This is a genomic window from Nocardioides sp. J54 (assembly GCF_000519005.1).
Lineage (GTDB): Bacteria > Actinomycetota > Actinomycetes > Propionibacteriales > Nocardioidaceae > Nocardioides.
The window spans coordinates 15,039-31,161 of sequence record NZ_JAER01000024.1; the positions used below are offsets into that span (position 1 = coordinate 15,039).

At 72.1% G+C, this 16,123-nt stretch carries 17 protein-coding genes and 1 tRNA gene; 15 read left to right on the forward strand and 3 right to left on the reverse strand.

Annotated features, from left to right (window positions below):
- Positions 1–63: 63 nt before the first annotated feature.
- Entirely contained in the window at positions 64–411 is a 348-nt protein-coding gene (locus NOCJ54_RS29045; protein WP_028656163.1) for an FmdB family zinc ribbon protein, read from the reverse strand.
- A gap of 123 nt (positions 412–534) precedes the next feature.
- On the opposite strand from NOCJ54_RS29045, the gene NOCJ54_RS0115125 reads away from it, so the two are divergent.
- Positions 535–3,207, forward strand: coding sequence for a penicillin acylase family protein (locus NOCJ54_RS0115125; RefSeq protein ID WP_157514920.1), 2,673 nt, complete (start codon positions 535–537; stop codon positions 3,205–3,207).
- Between the two features lie 248 nt (positions 3,208–3,455).
- On the opposite strand, the gene NOCJ54_RS0115130 is transcribed toward NOCJ54_RS0115125, so the two are convergent.
- Positions 3,456–4,058, reverse strand: a complete 603-nt coding sequence (locus NOCJ54_RS0115130) for a 5-formyltetrahydrofolate cyclo-ligase (protein WP_232221801.1) — start codon at positions 4,056–4,058, stop codon at positions 3,456–3,458.
- Between the two features lie 29 nt (positions 4,059–4,087).
- On the opposite strand from NOCJ54_RS0115130, the gene NOCJ54_RS0115135 reads away from it, so the two are divergent.
- From NOCJ54_RS0115135 to NOCJ54_RS0115180, 10 genes are all read left to right on the forward strand, one after another.
- Positions 4,088–5,491, forward strand: coding sequence for a UTP--glucose-1-phosphate uridylyltransferase (locus tag NOCJ54_RS0115135; protein WP_036518207.1), 1,404 nt, complete (start codon positions 4,088–4,090; stop codon positions 5,489–5,491).
- The gene (locus NOCJ54_RS0115140; RefSeq protein ID WP_036518210.1) at positions 5,484–6,650 is read left to right on the forward strand and encodes a molybdopterin molybdotransferase MoeA; all 1,167 of its coding nucleotides are present in this window, start codon (positions 5,484–5,486) and stop codon (positions 6,648–6,650) included. Before NOCJ54_RS0115135 ends, NOCJ54_RS0115140 begins: the two co-directional genes overlap by 8 nt.
- A 16-nt stretch (positions 6,651–6,666) precedes the next feature.
- Positions 6,667–7,137, forward strand: coding sequence for a cyclic pyranopterin monophosphate synthase MoaC (gene moaC, locus NOCJ54_RS0115145; protein ID WP_028656168.1), 471 nt, complete (start codon positions 6,667–6,669; stop codon positions 7,135–7,137).
- Positions 7,134–7,622 (forward strand): MogA/MoaB family molybdenum cofactor biosynthesis protein, encoded by a 489-nt coding sequence (locus NOCJ54_RS0115150; protein ID WP_232221802.1) that lies wholly within the window; start codon positions 7,134–7,136, stop codon positions 7,620–7,622. Before moaC ends, NOCJ54_RS0115150 begins: the two co-directional genes overlap by 4 nt.
- Positions 7,619–8,284 (forward strand): GNAT family N-acetyltransferase, encoded by a 666-nt coding sequence (locus NOCJ54_RS0115155; RefSeq protein ID WP_232221803.1) that lies wholly within the window; start codon positions 7,619–7,621, stop codon positions 8,282–8,284. The genes NOCJ54_RS0115150 and NOCJ54_RS0115155 overlap by 4 nt, the downstream gene beginning before the upstream one ends.
- 109 nt (positions 8,285–8,393) lie before the next feature.
- On the forward strand, positions 8,394–9,350 hold the full coding sequence (sepX, locus tag NOCJ54_RS0115160; RefSeq protein ID WP_028656171.1) for a divisome protein SepX/GlpR: 957 nt from the start codon (positions 8,394–8,396) through the stop codon (positions 9,348–9,350).
- 69 nt (positions 9,351–9,419) lie between these two features.
- Positions 9,420–9,884, forward strand: coding sequence for a hypothetical protein (locus NOCJ54_RS0115165; protein ID WP_028656172.1), 465 nt, complete (start codon positions 9,420–9,422; stop codon positions 9,882–9,884).
- Positions 9,885–9,965: 81 nt separating this feature from the next.
- A tRNA-Ala gene (locus tag NOCJ54_RS0115170) sits at positions 9,966–10,038 on the forward strand.
- Positions 10,039–10,204: 166 nt separating this feature from the next.
- Entirely contained in the window at positions 10,205–11,020 is an 816-nt protein-coding gene (gene nadE / locus NOCJ54_RS0115175; RefSeq protein WP_028656173.1) for an ammonia-dependent NAD(+) synthetase, read from the forward strand.
- Positions 11,017–11,499 (forward strand): CinA family protein, encoded by a 483-nt coding sequence (locus tag NOCJ54_RS0115180; RefSeq protein WP_028656174.1) that lies wholly within the window; start codon positions 11,017–11,019, stop codon positions 11,497–11,499. The genes nadE and NOCJ54_RS0115180 overlap by 4 nt, the downstream gene beginning before the upstream one ends.
- A 111-nt stretch (positions 11,500–11,610) precedes the next feature.
- Here the strand turns inward: NOCJ54_RS0115180 and NOCJ54_RS0115185 are convergent, their stop codons facing one another.
- A complete protein-coding gene (locus NOCJ54_RS0115185; protein ID WP_028656175.1) occupies positions 11,611–11,991 on the reverse strand; it encodes a nuclear transport factor 2 family protein in 381 nt (126 codons plus the stop codon).
- A gap of 84 nt (positions 11,992–12,075) precedes the next feature.
- Between NOCJ54_RS0115185 and NOCJ54_RS0115190 the strand changes: the two genes are divergently transcribed.
- The 4 genes from NOCJ54_RS0115190 to NOCJ54_RS26085 all read left to right on the forward strand — a co-directional run bounded on the left by NOCJ54_RS0115190 (position 12,076) and on the right by NOCJ54_RS26085 (position 16,099).
- Positions 12,076–12,555, forward strand: coding sequence for a MarR family winged helix-turn-helix transcriptional regulator (locus NOCJ54_RS0115190; protein ID WP_028656176.1), 480 nt, complete (start codon positions 12,076–12,078; stop codon positions 12,553–12,555).
- Positions 12,556–12,899: 344 nt separating this feature from the next.
- Positions 12,900–13,739, forward strand: a complete 840-nt coding sequence (locus tag NOCJ54_RS0115195) for an LLM class flavin-dependent oxidoreductase (RefSeq protein ID WP_028656177.1) — start codon at positions 12,900–12,902, stop codon at positions 13,737–13,739.
- A gap of 35 nt (positions 13,740–13,774) precedes the next feature.
- Complete coding sequence (locus NOCJ54_RS0115200; protein ID WP_028656178.1) at positions 13,775–15,202, forward strand: aldehyde dehydrogenase family protein; 1,428 nt, start codon at positions 13,775–13,777, stop codon at positions 15,200–15,202.
- Positions 15,203–15,277: 75 nt separating this feature from the next.
- Positions 15,278–16,099: a FadR/GntR family transcriptional regulator gene (locus NOCJ54_RS26085; RefSeq protein WP_051485897.1), complete on the forward strand. Its 822-nt coding sequence runs from the start codon at positions 15,278–15,280 to the stop codon at positions 16,097–16,099.
- Positions 16,100–16,123 lie beyond the last annotated feature (24 nt).

Here is a 16,123-nt window from a genome sequence, read left to right on the forward strand (position 1 = left end):
GCGCCGGGACCGCTCGTGCGGCTCATCCACAGGCGGTCCGGGAGGCCGCCGGGACAAGCGGGATCAGGCAGGTGCGGCGGCGGCGCCGGAGCTCGACGAGCTGCCGGAGGTGGAGCTGCTCGACGAGCTCGAGGAGCTCGAGGAGCTCGAGGAGTCCGAGCTGCTGGAGTTGCTGCCGGAGCTGCTGGAGTCCGAGCTGCTGGAGGAGGACGCGGTCGACGTCGCGGAGCTCGAGGAGCGGCTGTCGGTCTTGTAGAAGCCCGAGCCCTTGAACACGACGCCGACGGAGTTGAAGACCTTGCGCAGCCGGCCCTCGCACTCGGGGCAGACGGTGAGGGCGTCGTCGCTGAAGCTCTGGAACTGCTCGAAGGCGTGGCCACACTCGGTGCAGAGGTACTGATAGGTGGGCATCGGCGGACTCCGTGGTGAAGCGGGTTGGCACTCTCGACTGTCGAGTGCCAAGAATACGGCACACCCCGCCGGGGGCGGGCATTCACGGTCCCACCATGGCCAGCAGGCACAATGGCGCCCACCATGGTGGACGGAAGCAGCAGCACGGACGACTCACCCGCCGCGACCCCGCAGGACGGCACCCGCCGCGGCTTCCGCAGCTGGTCCGGTGCGCTGCGCTGGATGGCCGGCATCGCGATCCTGCTGGTGCTCGCGCTGGTCGCCGGCCTGGTGACCACGGTGGTCCTGGTCCGCCGGCCGTGGCCGCAGACCAGTGGCGAGCTGGAGGTCCCCGGCCTCGAGTCCGAGGTGCGGGTGCTGCGCGACGACGCCGGCATCCCGCAGATCTACGCCGACACCCTGCACGACCTGATGCTGGCGCAGGGGTTCGTGCACGCCCAGGACCGGTTCTTCGAGATGGACGTGCGCCGCCACGCCACCGCCGGGCGATTGTCCGAGCTCTTCGGCGAGGACGGCCTCGAGAGCGACCTCGTCGTGCGCACCCTCGGCTGGCGCCAGGTCGCCGAGCAGGAGCTGACCATGCTCCGCCCGGCCACCCGCAGCGCGCTCGACGCCTACGCGGAGGGCGTCAACGCCTACATCTCCGACCGCTCGCCGTCGGAGATGGCGCTGGAGTACACCCTGCTCGGGCTGACCGGCCTCGACTACACCCCGGAGAAGTGGAGCGCCGTCGACTCCATCGCCTGGCTCAAGGCGATGGCGTGGGACCTGCGCGGCAACCTCGAGGAGGAGATCGGCCGCGCGCTGGCCTCGGCCGCGGTCGGCCCCGAGGCCGTCGACGAGCTCTACCCGGCCTACCCCTTCGACCGGCACCCGCCGATCGTCCAGCAGGGCGGGCTGCTCGGCGACGTCTTCGACCAGGACGTCGCCAGCGCCGGCACCGAGCTCCTGCAGCGTCCGGCACCGGGCGGTCGTCGTACCGTCGCGGCGCTCGCCGGGATCCGCGACGTGCTCGCCGGCGTGCCGGCCCTGCTCGGCAAGGGCGACGGCCTCGGCAGCAACGCGTGGGTCGTCGACGGTGAGCACACCAGCACGGGGTCCCCGATCCTCGCCAACGACCCGCACCTGGGCATCTCGCTGCCCGGCGTGTGGGCGCAGGTCGGGCTGCACTGCCGCCGCATCACCAGTGACTGCCCGATGGACGTCTCGGGGTTCAGCTTCTCCGGCGTTCCCGGGGTGGTCATCGGCCACAACCGCGACATCGCCTGGGGTTTCACGAACCTCGGCCCCGACGTCACCGACCTGTACGTCGAGCGGGTCGCCGGCGACCTCTGGCAGTCCGGCGGCCGCGCGCTGCCGATGACCACCCGTGAGGAGGTCATCGAGGTGCGCGACGGCGAGGACGTCGAGGTCACCGTCCGCTCCACCGACCACGGACCGCTGCTGACCGACCTCGTCGACGTCGACGAGGAGCTCGACGCCCTCGAGGTCGCCGACGACGGACTCGTCGAGCAGGTCGACGACGTCGCCGGGGCCGCCCTGGACGCCGAGGAAGCCGGCTGGGACGTCGGCGTCTCGCTGGCCTGGACCGCGCTGGAGCCGCACCCGACCGCGGACGCGCTGCTCGCCCTCGACCTCGCGACCGACTGGGACTCCTTCCGCGCCGCGCTCGCCGACTTCGCCGTCCCCGGGCAGAACGTCGTGTACGCCGACACCCGCGGCCACATCGGCTACCAGGCCACCGGGCGCGTGCCGGTGCGCCGGGCCGGCCACGTCGGCCGTGCGCCCGCCGCCGGCTGGGTCCGCAGCACCGCCTGGACGGGCCGCTACGTGCCCTACGACGCCATGCCGAACGTGCTCGACCCGGACTCCGGGATCATCGCGACCGCCAACCAGGCCGTGATCGACCCGCGCCGCTACCCGCTGCGGCTCACCGACGACTGGGACCAGGGCTACCGCTCGACGCGGATCAACGAGCTGCTCGCCGCCGACGACGAGCTCAGCGTCGACGAGATGGCAGCCATCCAGCTCGACGACTGGAGCGCGATCGGGCAGGCGCTGACGCCGTACCTGCTCAAGATCGACCTGCCGGCCGGCTACTACTCCGACGGCCAGCGGCTGCTGCGCACGTGGAACTACCGGCAGAGCGCGGACAGCGGGGCTGCGGCGTACTTCAACGTCGTGTGGCGCGAGCTGCTCCAGCGCACCTTCGCCGACGAGCTGCCCGCCGCGCTCGAGCCCGACGGGGGCGACCGCTGGTTCACCGTGGTGTCGCGGATCCTGCGCCGCTCCTCGAACCACTGGTGGGACGACGTCGAGACCGACGAGGTCGAGCGCCGCGACGACATCCTGCGTGACGCGATGATGGCCGCCCGCGACGAGCTGACCGCCCTCCAGTCGCCCAACGCCGACGAGTGGTCGTGGGGCGAGCTGCACGAGCTCGAGCTGCGCTCGGCCACCCTCGGGGAGTCCGGCATCGGCGTCGTCGAGTGGCTCTTCAACCGCGGCGGCTGGGACGTCGCCGGCGGCAGCTCCCTGGTCAACGCGACCGCCTCCGACGCCAGCGAGGGCTACGAGGTCGTCACCGCCCCGTCGATGCGGATGGTCGTGCCGCTCGACGACCTCGACGCCGCCCGCTGGATCAACCTGACCGGTGTCTCCGGCCACGCCTTCCACCCGAACTACACCGACCAGACCGACCTCTGGGCCCGCGGCGAGACCCTCGCCTGGCCGTTCACCGAGGAGGCCGTCGCCGACGCCGCCGAGGACGAGCTCACCCTCACCCCCGACAGCTGACCCGGGTCCGTCGAGACGTCACTTGTGGCCTGGTGAGACGTCACTTGTTGCGCGTTGAGTGGTCAGATGTGGCTCGTCGAGGCGTCAGTTGTGGCGCCGTCGTACGACGTGACCACTCGACCGGCCGCCAGTGACGTCTCGACCCGCCACAGGTGACCACTCGACCGGCCACAAGTGACGTCTCGACCCGCCACAGGTGACGTCTCAACAGGCCACAGGTGACGTCTCGACGAGCCGGACGTGACGCCTCAGCGGGTGGGGAAGCGGGTGATGCCGGCGGGGGTGGCGGCGGCGGTGACCGGGCGGTCGTGCGGCTCGGAGGGCACGACGGGGAGCAGCTCGTCGTCGTAGAGCAGGACGCACGTGAAGGTGCCCACCGGCACCCGGCCGAGGGCTCGGTCGTAGGAGCCGCCGCCCCGGCCCAGGCGCAGGCCGTCGGCACCCACTGCCAAGCCGGGGACGAGCACGGCGTCGGCGGTGGCGACCGCGTCGACGCCGAGGGTGGGGGAGACCGGCTCCAGCAGCCCGCGGCGGGCGGGGGCGAGCGAGGTCGGGCCGTGGTAGGTCGCCCAGTCGAGGTCGTTGTCCGGCAGCAGCACCGGGAGCACGACCCGCTTGCCGGCCTCGACGAGGCGGTCGAGCAGGTCGGTGGTGCCGGGCTCGGTGCCGACCGAGACGTAGCAGGCGACCGTGGCGGCCCATCGGACCTCCGGTGCGGCGAGCAGGGCGTCGGCGATCGCGCGCGCCGCGGTGCCCACCTCGGCGAGCGGCCGGCGGCGCCGCGCGGTCAGCAGCTGGTCGCGGAGTGCGAGCTTTCCGATCGCACCGTGGCCGGTTTGCCCACTCGTCACGCCGCAAGCCTACGATCGGCAACATGGGTATGAGTGGGCGGAGCTCCGGGCTCGAGCTGGCGCGGGCCAAGATGGTCGACGCCGGCGTCGACCCCGTGGCGATCGAGACGTTCGCGCACTACTACCGGCTCCTCGAGCACGGTGAGACCGGGATGATCCCCGAGGCGAGCATCGAGCCGGTCGACATCGAGAGCATCGCCGACGTCGAGGTCCCCGACGACGTCGCCGCGAAGGCGATCGCGGAGACGGTTGCGATCAAGCTCAACGGCGGCCTCGGCACCTCCATGGGCATGGACCGGGCGAAGTCGCTGCTGTGCGTGCGCCGCGGGCTGTCCTTCCTCGACATCATCGCGCGGCAGACCCTCCACCTCCGCCGGGAGTACGGCGTCCGGCTGCCGCTGGTGCTGATGAACTCGTTCCGCACGTCGGCCGACTCGCTGGCCGCGCTGGCGAGGTACGAGGACCTCAAGCTCCCCGACCTGCCGCTGGAGTTCCGCCAGAACATGGAGCCCAAGCTCCTCCTCGACAGCCTCAAGCCGGTCGAGTGGCCCAAGGACCCCGACCTCGAGTGGTGCCCGCCGGGCCACGGCGACATCTACACCGCGCTGCGCGGCACCGGCCTGCTCGACCAGCTCATCGAGCAGGGCTACCGCTACGCGTTCGTGTCGAACTCCGACAACCTCGGTGCCGTGCCCGCCCCGCGGGTCGCCGGCTGGTTCGCGGCGTCGGGTGCGCCCTTCGCGATCGAGGCGGTCCGTCGTACCCCCTCGGACAAGAAGGGTGGCCACTTCGCGCGCCGCAAGGCCGACGGACGGCTGGTGCTGCGCGAGACCGCGCAGACCCTGCCCGAGGACCGCGAGGCGCTGGCCGACCTCAGCCGGCACCAGTACTGCTCGACCAACAACATCTGGTTCGACCTGCACGCCATGAAGGCGACCCTCGACGCGCGCGAGGGCGTGCTCGGGCTGCCGCTGATCCGCAACGAGAAGACCGTCGACCCGGCCGACCCGACCAGCCCGAAGGTGGTGCAGGTCGAGACCGCGATGGGCGCGGCGATCGAGGTGTTCGAGGGCGCCCGGCTGATCGAGGTCGGCCGCGACCGGTTCATCCCGGTCAAGACGACCAACGACTTGCTCGTGCTGCGCTCCGACGTCTACGAGATGGGCCCGGACTTCTCGCTCGACCAGGTCGCGGCGAACGTGCCCTACGTCGAGCTGGACGACAACCACTTCAAGGTCGTCGGCGAGTTCGACAAGCGCTTCCCCGAGGGGGCGCCGTCGCTGGCGAAGGCGTCCTCGCTGAAGGTGCAGGGCGACTGGACGTTCGGCCCGAACGTCCAGGTCGTCGGTGACGTCGAGCTCGACGGCAAGGGCGTGCAGCGCGTGCCGGCCGGCGAGGTGCTCTCCGGCGACCCCAGCGGGTCGGATGCCTGACCCCTCGGTCGCCGATCACCGCACGCGCGTCCGGCAGGCCCTCACACCCCTGCCCGGACCGGTCGAGGTGCCGCTGGCCGGTGCCCGCGGCCGGGTGCTCGCCGCCGACGTGGTGGCGGCCGTCGCCGTCCCGCCGTTCGACCACGCCGCGATGGACGGCTTCGCCGTGCGGGCGGCCGACATCGGGTCGGTGCCCGTCGAGCTGCCGGTCACCGGCGTCGTCGCCGCCGGTGACCCGGTCCCCGCCCTGCAGGCAGGTACGGCGATCCGGATCATGACCGGTGCGGAGCTCCCGCCCGGTGCGGACCTCGTCGTCCCCTTCGAGTGGACCGCCGGCTCCGACCCGGTGCGGGTCCTCGAGACGGCTGCCGCGGGCCGCCACGTCCGCCGACGTGGCGAGGACGTCGACGCCGGTGAGGTCGCCGTACCGGCCGGAACCACGCTCGGTCCCGCCCACGTCGGCCTGCTCGCCTCCGTCGGGCACCGCACCGTCCCCGTGCGCCCCCGCCCGCGCCTCGGGGTGCTGTCCACCGGCGCCGAGCTGGTCAACGGCGACGTCCCCGACAGCAACTCCGCCACCATCGCGGCAGCCGCCGCCGGCCTGGGCGCCGAGGTCACCTGCTTCGGCCCGGTCGGCGACGACCCCGCCGCCTTCCGCGCCCGTCTCCGCGACGCCGCCGCGGCCTCCGACCTGGTCGTCACCACCGGCGGCATCTCCGCCGGCGACCACGACGTCGTCAAGGCCGTGCTGCGCGACGAGCCCGGCTTCTGGTTCGGCAAGGTCGCCCAGCGGCCCGGCCGGCCGCAGGGCTTCGGCGTCCTCGACGTCGACGGTCGCGCGGTGCCGGTGCTGACGCTGCCGGGCACGCCCGTCGCGGCGTACGGCGCCTTCCTGCTCTACGGCCGCGACGCACTCGCGGTCCTCGCCGGTGACCCGGCCGGGGCGCCCGTGCGGCGGGTCCGGCTCGGCGCGCCCGTCCACGCCGGCGACCGCACTGTTCTCCTTCCGGGCGTCTACGACGACAATGGCCACGTCGTCCCCCTCCCCGGCCACGCGGGGCACTCCCAGCGGCTGCTCGCCCGAGCCGAGGTGCTGCTGGTCGTGCCGCCCCTCGGGCGGACCCTGGAGGCGGAGGCGATCGAGGTGCTGGACCTGTGAACCCGAGGGAGATCTGATGGCCGACCGGCTCACCCACGTCGACGAGTCCGGCGCTGCCCGGATGGTCGACGTCTCGGCGAAGGACGTGACCACCCGGGTCGCCCGCGCATCCGGCCGGGTCCTGGTCTCCCCGGAGGTCGTCGCGCTGCTGCGCGGGGACGGCGTGCCGAAGGGCGACGCGCTCGCGGTCGCCCGGATCGCGGGGATCATGGGCGCCAAGCAGACCCCGGCGCTGATCCCGCTGTGCCACCCGCTCGCCGTCTCCGGGGTGAAGGTCGACCTTTCCGTCGCCGACGACGCGGTCGAGATCGTGGCCACCGTCAAGACCACCGACCGCACCGGGGTGGAGATGGAGGCCCTCACCGCGGTCTCCGTCGCTGCCCTCACGGTCGTCGACATGGTCAAGGCCGTGGACAAGGCGGCCGTGATCACCGACGTGCGGGTCGAGTCGAAGTCCGGGGGCAAGTCGGGGGACTGGTCGCGGTGAGCGAGGGCAGCGGCCTGCCGGCCGTCGTGGTCGTCGCGTCCAACCGCGCCGCGGCCGGTGTGTACGACGACACGACCGGTCCGCTGATCGCCGACGCCCTGCGCTCGTGGGGGTTCACGGTGGGGGACCCCGTCGTCTGCCCGGACGGCGAGCCGGTCGGCCTGGCCATCGCCTCCGCCGTCGACGCCGGCGCGCGGGTCGTGCTCACCACCGGCGGCACCGGCCTCACCCCGACCGACCGGACCCCCGAGGTGACCCAGCCGCTGCTCGACCGCGAGGTCCCCGGCCTGGCCGAGGCGATCCGCGCGGCGGGTGTCGCGAAGGGCGTGCCGACCGCCGTGCTGTCCCGCGGGCTGGCCGGGGTCGCCGGCCGGGCGCTCGTGGTGAACCTGCCCGGCTCGCGCGGGGGAGTGAAGGACGCGCTCGAGGTGCTCGCGCCGGTCGTGCAGCACGCCGTCGAGCAGGTCGTCGGGAGCGACCATTGAGCAGCGGCACGGGGCGTGAGGCGCGGCCGGGGCGCGCGCGGATGGTGACCGGCACGCCCGGGAGGGCGTGGCCCAACGAGCTGATCTCCGGCACCGACCCGGTCGTGCGGCTCCGCCCGATCAGCCGCCGCGACGCGAAGGACTGGCGCTCGGCCCGCCGCCGCAACGCGCTCTGGCTGGCCCGGTGGGACGCGACCGCGCCGCCCGGCTCGGACGCGCGGCCGATGTCGTTCAAGGCGCTGGTGCGGCGGCTGCGCCGCTCGGCCCGCCGCGGCACGACCTTCCCGTTCGTCGTCGAGGTCGACGGCCGGTTCGCCGGCCAGGTCAGCGTCAACAACATCGTCCGCGGGTCGGCGCAGTTCGCCTCCGTCGGCTACTGGATCGACCAGGACTTCGCCGGCCGCGGCATCATCCCGCGTGCCGTCGCGATGGTCATCGACCACTGCTTCTTCACCGCCGGCCTGCACCGCATCGAGATCTGCATCCGCCCGGAGAACACCAACTCGCTGCGGGTGGTCGAGAAGCTCGGCATCCACGAGGTCGGCTACGCGCCGCACTTCCTGCACATCGACGGCGAGTGGCGCGACCACCGGATCTTCGCGGTGACCCGCGAGGAGGCGCCGCGCGGCGTGCTCGTCCGGCTCGACGAGCCGGAGGCCTGAGCCCGCTGCGGCCGCGGGCCGACGGGGATCACACGCGTCACACCAATCAGTTCGTGACACACCGATGCACTTGCGTCCCACTTCGAGCCGGGACTCCTAACCTCTCGGTGTGGACCTGAGCGCACTGATCTTCGTCGCACTGGCGGTGGCCTGGGCGGTCTACCTCGTGCCGAAGGCGCTCAAGTACCACGAGGAGGACTCCGCGAACCGCTCGGTCGACGGGTTCTCCGACCGGCTGCGGGTGCTGGCCCGGCGCGAGCCGGTGTCCGCCTCCGAGGCCGAGCTGGTCACCGCAGGCGGCAAGCCGGCGAAGGCCCAGGAGCCGGCCGACGAGCCGGCGGCGACCATCGACCAGCCGGTCGCCGAGCAGCCCGAGCGAAGCGACGAGGAGCCCGCGGCGCCCACCCCTGCGCCGCGTGCCCCGCGTCCCGACCGCCTGGCCGACCTCACCCCGGAGGAACGGCGCCGCCGCCGTGCCCGGACGGCCGCCGCCCGGCGCGCCGCCGAGCGCCGCCGCCGCGTCTTCTCGACCCTGCTCCTCGCCACCCTGGTCGTCGCCGGCCTCGGCATCGGCAAGGTCATCGCCCTGGCGTGGACCGCGCTCCCCGCCGGACTCCTGGTGCTGTGGCTCGTCGCCTGCCGGGTCATGGTCCGCCGCGAGCGGGCCGTCCGTGCGGCCGCGAGCCGCCGTCGCCGCCGCACCCTCGCCGACGAGGCGATCGCCGCCGAGGACGCCGGCTCCGGAGCAACCGCCGACGAGCCGGCCGCAACCCTCGATGCCGACGACGACACCGACAACACCGACGAGATCCCGGCGATCACCGCCGAGGTGCTCGACGAGGCGCCCGCCGCCGGCGGCTGGACGCCGGTCCCGGTGCCGCTGCCGACGTACGTCGCCAAGGCCCCCGCCGGCCGCACCGTGCGCACCATCGACCTCGACTCCACCGGCGTGTGGAGCTCGGGCCGCAACGAGGCCGACTCCCAGCTCGCCCGCGAGGCCGACGCCCAGCGCGCGCAGGCCGAGGCCGACGCGCAGGTCGACGAGCGCCGCGCCTCCGGCTCCTGACCCGCCCCTGACCGGCCCTTGACCGGCTCCGGGTCGGGTAGGTCCTGCAGGGCGGGGTACCGCCCGGGCATGACGCAGGAGAACGCAGCAGACCGCCAGGAAGCCCAGCAGGCGCGCGAGCAGGAGAAGCGGCAGGCCGACGAGTCGTCGACCGCCGTGTCGCCGGACACCCAGTTCTCCGACCCGGACCAGGTCGGCGACGAGCTGTCGCACGACGACCTCGTCGGCAAGGGGCAGTCGACCGTCTTCGACGACCCGCCCAAGCCGCGGCACAGCTCCGACGTGGATCAGGGACCGAGCGGCTACGACAACCCGCGCCCGCCGGGCACGGCCGACGAGGACCGGAACCCCGAGCAGGCGGAGTACTTCGGCAAGCACCGCGCCGAGAACGCCGACCAGGACGCCGAGCCGCCCACCTCGGGCTACGGCGAGGAGCCGGAGCAGGTCACCAGCCAGGACGACGCGACCGCCCAGACGTCGTACGGCGAGGACCAGGACGCGGCCCCGCCGGACGCGCCCTACCAGCAGCCGTGACCCGCTGACCCGCGCCCCGCCCGGGGCGGGGACCCGGATTCGGCGCCGCCCGAGGGGTGGTGCTACCGTTTCTCCTCGCTTGGGGGTGTGGCGCAGTTGGTAGCGCGTCTCGTTCGCAATGAGAAGGTCAGGGGTTCGAATCCCCTCACCTCCACCCAGCGCCAGGGCTCCGGACCTCATCGAGGGACGGGGCCCTGAGTCATTTCCGCCTCCTCCGGGACTCGGCGACCTCGCCGGCGAGCCGGACCGACGTGGCGCTGGTTGCGCCTCCCGGACCCGGGTACCTCGCCGCACGAGACCGCGACGCAGGAGGCGAGAGCGTGAGCACCAACCAGGAGCAACAGGTCGACCAGGCCACCATCCGGGCCGCCCTCGGCGTGCCCGAGGAGTTCGACGCGGCCGCGGAGACCGAGCGGAGGATCGCGTTCCTGGCCGACTACCTCGAGCGGTCCGGCGCGTCGGGCTACGTGCTCGGCATCAGTGGGGGAGTCGACTCCACCGTCGCCGGGCGGCTGGCCAGCGACGCCTGCGAGCGCACCGGGAAGACGTTCACCGCGATGCGGCTGCCCTACGGCACGCAGGGCGACGAGTCCGACGCCGCCGCGGCCGTCGAGTTCATCGCCCCGACGCAGACGCTGACGGTCGACATCAAGCCCGCGGTCGACGCACTGCACGCCGCGACGACCGCCGACGACACCCCGCCCGAGGTCGCCGACTTCGTCAAGGGCAACATCAAGGCCCGCCAGCGGATGGTGGCACAGTACGCCGTCGCCGGCCGCCTCGGCGCGCTGGTGGTCGGCACCGACCAGGCCGCGGAGGCGGTGATGGGCTTCTTCACCAAGTACGGCGACGGCGCGTTCGACGTCGGGCCGCTGCTCGGCCTCACCAAGTCCCGGGTCCGGGCCATCGGCAGCGAGCTCGGTGCCCCCGCGCACCTCGTCGAGAAGGTGCCGACCGCCGACCTCGAGGACCTGCGCCCGGCGCTGCCCGACGAGGTCGCCTACGGCGTCACCTACGCCGAGATCGACGCCTACCTCGTCGGTGAGGACGTCGGCGAGCGGGCCGCCTCCGTCATCGAGGAGGCCTACCGGCGGACCGCCCACAAGCGGCAGCTGCCCCCGGGGCCGACGTCGTGAGCGCCCCGTCCCAGCCCGCGGAGGCCGTCGCCCGCGCGGTCGACCAGGTCGCGGACCATGCCACCGACCACGACCTCACCGTCGCCTGCGCGGAGTCGCTGACCGCCGGCGCCATCGCCAGCACGCTGGCTCGCGGCAAGGGCGCGTCGTCGTGGTTCGGCGGCGGGGTCGTGTCCTACATGAGCGAGGTGAAGTTCGAGGTCCTCGGCGTGACGCCCGGCCCGGTCATCACCGAGTCCTGCGCCCGGGAGATGGTCGACGGCGTCGCGGACCTGCTCGGCGCCGACCTGGCCGTCGCCGTCACCGGCGTCGGCGGACCGGACGACGAGGAGGGCGAGCCGCCCGGCACGGTCTACATCGGCACCCGCGTCGGCGGTCGGACCGAGGTGGTGCGCCGCGACTTCGACGGCGACCCGGCCGAGGTGCTGGACGAGACCGTCGCCACCGCGATCGAGGTGCTGCTCGAGCGGCTGGGGTGAGGCTGGCGGCGGTGCAGGAATCCCCGCTCAGCCGGGGATTCCCGCGCTTGTCGGCCGTTGCAACGGCCAACAAGCGCAAGAAGAAGTCATCAGGCTCCCGCCGCGAGCGGCTCAGGTGACCGGCTCGTAGCAGTCGTAGGTCTCGATCTCCGCGACCCGTCCGTCGACGACCCGGACGAACTGGGCGATGTGCGCCGTCAGCTGCTGGCCGGCGTGGAAGGGGCCCGCGTCGACCGCGACCGTGCCGGTCCAGGTGAGCCGGGTGACGACGAGGTCGCCGACCTCGAGGACCGACCGGACGTCGTACCGCTGCGAGGCGAGGAGCCGTGCCCCGGCGGTGGACGCCGCGAGCATCGCGTCGCGGTCGCTCACCCGGCCCGACGGTGACACGAGGTTCGGCCGCTCGACCGTACGGGCGTCGTCGGCGAGCAGTCCGGCCAGCTGCTCACCGTGCTGGCCGGACTCCACGGCGGCATAGAAGGAACGGACCAACGTCGACCGCGTTGCTCATCTCAACAACCGTAGTTGTGCAATCATGGTTGTCAACAGGATGGTCCGCGCTGCAGGAGGATGCCCGTGCCTGTCGACCCCAGCGAGCTCGACGTCGCGACGCTGTCCTTCCTCGCGGGCAGCGCGGCCAACGAGATGCTCCTGCAACGGATCCGCGGCCGCGGCCACCCGCACCTCCGGGTCTCGCACGGCTTCGTCTTCCAGCACCTCGTCGAGGGCGACCCGACCGTGGGTGACCTGGCCGAGGCGCTCGGCGTGACCCAGCAAGCCGCGTCCAAGGCGACCCGTGAGCTCGAGGTCCTCGGCTACGTCACCCGCCACGCGGACGCCGCCGACCGCCGCGTCACCCGGCTCGCCCTGACCGACCACGGCCGCGACGCGGTGCGCACCGCGCGCCGCGCCCGACGCGACCTCGAGCGCACGCTCGCCCGCGCTGTCGGCGAGGAAGACCTCGCCACCACCAGACGGGTCCTCGCCACCCTCCTCGACCGGGCCGGCGGCGAGGAGCGGGTGCGGGCACGACGGGTGCGCCCGGTCGCCGACTGAGGTCGCCCAGGCGACCGGGCGGCAACCTCATCGCGCTGCGCGCGACGTTCGTCGCCAGCAAACCTCGCCGCCTGCCTGCAAGCCGCTGAAGCGAGATCGCCGCGGGCGTCTGAGCGTCGGCCGCGGCATCCCGATGCTGTCTCCCTGCCCGAGCTCGCTTCTGCGGGATCAACAGCCCGCAAGGAACAGGGGGAAGTGCGACGCCAAGCGTCCTCATCGCGGCTTCCCCGGAGCGTTGTTGTCGCTGGCTCGCGCAGCCCGCTGAGGGACCGGAGGGCGAGGGCTCTTGCGAGCATGTCGACAACCAGTTAAATTGGACAAGCCACTTAGCCAAAGGAGACAGCATGGTGCTACGCCTCGGAGTCGGGATCCCGACGACCATCGGACCGCCGACCGCGGCCGAGGTGACGCGCTGGTGCGCTGAAGCGGAGGCGCGAGGTGCCAGCACCCTGTCCTGTGTGGACCGCCTGAACTACCCGAGTATCGATCCCCTCCTTGCCTTGGCTGCGGCATCTGCTGCGACCAGCCGGGTTCGCCTCCTCGCGAGCGTCGTCGTCGCTCCGCTGCGAGGCAATGGTGACCTCCTGCGCAAACAGCTCGGCAACCTCGACCGGTTGTCGGAGGGAAGGTTCGAGGTGGGTCTGGGAGTCGGCCGTCGCGACGATGACTACACCACCTCTGGTGTCGACTTCGGCAGCAGAGGAAAGCTGTTCGACGCCCAGCTTGACCGTCTCTTCACGCCACCGGCCTCCGGGGTGTCAGACCTCCCGGAGGTCCTGTTCGGGGGGCAGGGCGCGGCAACGCTGCGACGGATCACGCAGTGGGGCGGAGGGTGGATCTCGGCTGCCGGGCTGGGCGGGCTGGGTCCGGCCATCGAGTTCGCCCGAGAGGTAGAGGACTGCTGGCTCGCCGCCGGTCGGCCGGGCCGGCCGCGCATGATCGCACTTGCCTACGCGGCCATCGGCGACAAGGCCGAGACCCATGCGCGCACGCACATGCAGGAGTACTACGGGTTCCTCGGCCCTGAGGGCGTCGATCGCCTGACGGGTCAGGTCATCAAGGGGCCGGCTCAGCTCGCAGACGCCCGGGGACGACTGGCAGAAGCTGGATTCGACGAGCTGATCCTGCTGCCCACGGCGAGCTCGCTCGATCAGCTCGACCTCCTCGACACCCCGCACGAATGACAGACGAACCAAGTGGCCCAACGAAGGGAACGCGCATGACCTACAACGGCCCAGCTGCGATGTATATCGATGGGACCTGGCACCCCAGCGGCCAGCACGGCACCACCCCTTTGACTGCTCCGTTCGACGGATCGGCCATCGCCGAGGTGCCGGCCGGTGGTCGTGACGACGTCGAGCGGGCGGTCGCAGCCGCCGGGAGGGCCCGGGTGACGGACTTCCCGCTGCACCAGCGCCTGGCCGTCCTGGAAGAGATGGCTGCCGCCATCACGGCGCGCAGTGAGGACTTCGCCCGCGCGATCGCTATTGAGTCCGCGAAGCCGATCAGGACCGCGCGCGGGGAGGTGGCCCGGGCGGTCGACACCATCAAGTTCTCGATCGCGGCGGCTCGAACCGTCGGAGTCGAGAGCGTGCCTCTCGCGGCCACGGCGTCGGGGGCGGGTAAGACCACCTTCTCGCTGCGCGTGCCCGTGGGTGTCGTCGGCGCCATCGCGCCCTTCAATTTCCCCCTCAACCTCGTCGTCCACAAGGTGGCGCCCGCGTTGGCCGTCGGGTGCCCCGTCGTGCTCAAGCCGGCTACCCAGACGCCACTGTCATCGATGCTGCTGGCCGAGGTCCTGCACAAGGTGGGGCTGCCGGCGGGCTGGCTCAACGTGGTAACCGGTTCGGGAGCCGAGGTGGGCGAGGCGATCGCTCGCCACGAGGACATCGCCTACATCACCTTCACCGGGTCGCCGCAGGTCGGCTGGGGCATCGCTGCCGCGGCGCCGAAGAAGAAGGTCCGTCTCGAGCTCGGGTCGAATGCACCCCTCATCGTCGACCGCGACTCAGACTGGAGTGCCGCCGCCAACCAGGCTGTGTTCGGAGCTTTCGTGCAGGCTGGTCAGTCGTGTGTGTCGACGCAGCGCATCTTCGTCCATGAGGACGTCGTCGACGCGTTCACCGAGCGGATGGCGGCGGCCACCCGCGAACTCGTCGTCGGCGACCCCCTCGACGAGCGGGTGGACGTGTCTGCGGTGATCAGCGAGCCCGAGGCGAAGCGGGTCGAGAGCTGGATCGAGGAGGCGGAGTCTCGTGGCGCCAAGGTCGTCGTCGGAGGTGACCGACAGGGTGCGGTGGTGAGCCCGACGATCATTCGCGGTGTCGACGCCGACGCCAGGGTCCAGTGCCAGGAGGTCTTCGGCCCCGTCGTGACCATCAACTCGTTCGCGGACTTCGCCGACGCGCTGGCCAGCGCCAACGACTCGGTCTTCGGCTTGAACGCGGGGGTGTTCACCAATGACCTGCAGCACGCGCTGCGCGCCGTCGAGGAGCTGGAGTTCGGCAGCGTCTACATCAACGACGTGCCGACTGTGCGTGCTGACCAACAGCCGTACGGGGGTGTCAAGGAGTCGGGCAACACCAGGGAAGGTCCTCGCTACGCGATGGAGGAAATGACCGAGCTCAAGTTCGTCACCATGCGCTGAAAGCCCCGCCTGAGCGGGCCCTACTTGCGCCACTAGCATGGCCAATCAAGGTCTTCATGATCGTAAGGAGTACTCATGCCGCGCGGCGAGCCGTCGAGGTCCCGGAGCACTGCGGGCGACCGCGCAGCGCGGGAAGAGCATTATCGCGAGAGTTTCCAGGTTGAGCCGGTCACTCGCATGGCCGACCGCGTCGCCGCTCAGGTGCGCGACTATATCGTTGACAACGAACTGGAGATCGGTGCGCGGTTGCCGTCCGAGCGTCGCCTCGCAGAGCTGGTCGGGAGCTCCCGGCCCACGGTCAGTCAAGCGGTGCGAAGTCTCGCCGTGACCGGACTGATCGAGATCCGGCCGGGTGCGGGTGCCTTCGTGCTGCGCAAGCCCACCACGGCGATGGGCACGGGCGTGCAGATGATGATCGAGCTCGAGCCCGACAGCATCAGCGAGGCCGTTGACATGCGGCACCTGCTGGAGCTCGCCGTGGTCGACGTGATCGGCACACGGGGAGAGGCCGACATCGCCCCTCTCGAGGCTGCGCTGGAGCGGCTCAGAGCGGCGCACGGCAGTGCCTCGGAGTGGATCGCTGCCGACACCAACTTCCACGTCACCTTCATCAGTCTCGCCGACAACCGCTATCTGACGAGCGTGTTCGAAAGCGTTCACGACGCGGTGGTGACGAAGGCGTACGAGAGCTGGATCCTCGCCAACGAAACCCCTCCCTGGCTCAGTGGCAAGGAGTTCGGCGCGCAGATCGCCCTTCATGAACCGATCGTCACGGCGACCCGTGAGGGCGATCCGGAGCAGCTGATGGCGGCCCTCAAGAAGCACCAGCTGGCGCTCGAGAATCACATGAAGGTCCGCGGGAACCTCGTGGCGAGGACTTCCCGGACGACGCGGTAGCCCGTCGGCGGCCCTGGCTTCCGT

Bases quoted from the DNA above. Each gene is read 5' to 3' on its own strand.
- moaC (WP_028656168.1), top strand. From the start codon at position 6,667: ATGGCCGACCGGCTCACCCACGTCGACGAGTCCGGCGCTGCCCGGATG.
- NOCJ54_RS0115195 (WP_028656177.1), top strand. From the start codon at position 12,900: ATGGTGCTACGCCTCGGAGTCGGGATCCCGACGACCATCGGACCGCCG.
- NOCJ54_RS0115200 (WP_028656178.1), top strand. From the start codon at position 13,775: ATGACCTACAACGGCCCAGCTGCGATGTATATCGATGGGACCTGGCAC.
- NOCJ54_RS0115135 (WP_036518207.1), top strand. From the start codon at position 4,088: ATGAGTGGGCGGAGCTCCGGGCTCGAGCTGGCGCGGGCCAAGATGGTC.
- NOCJ54_RS29045 (WP_028656163.1), bottom strand. From the start codon at position 411: ATGCCCACCTATCAGTACCTCTGCACCGAGTGTGGCCACGCCTTCGAG.
- NOCJ54_RS0115125 (WP_157514920.1), top strand. From the start codon at position 535: ATGGTGGACGGAAGCAGCAGCACGGACGACTCACCCGCCGCGACCCCG.
- NOCJ54_RS0115140 (WP_036518210.1), top strand. From the start codon at position 5,484: ATGCCTGACCCCTCGGTCGCCGATCACCGCACGCGCGTCCGGCAGGCC.
- NOCJ54_RS26085 (WP_051485897.1), top strand. From the start codon at position 15,278: ATGCCGCGCGGCGAGCCGTCGAGGTCCCGGAGCACTGCGGGCGACCGC.
- NOCJ54_RS0115165 (WP_028656172.1), top strand. From the start codon at position 9,420: ATGACGCAGGAGAACGCAGCAGACCGCCAGGAAGCCCAGCAGGCGCGC.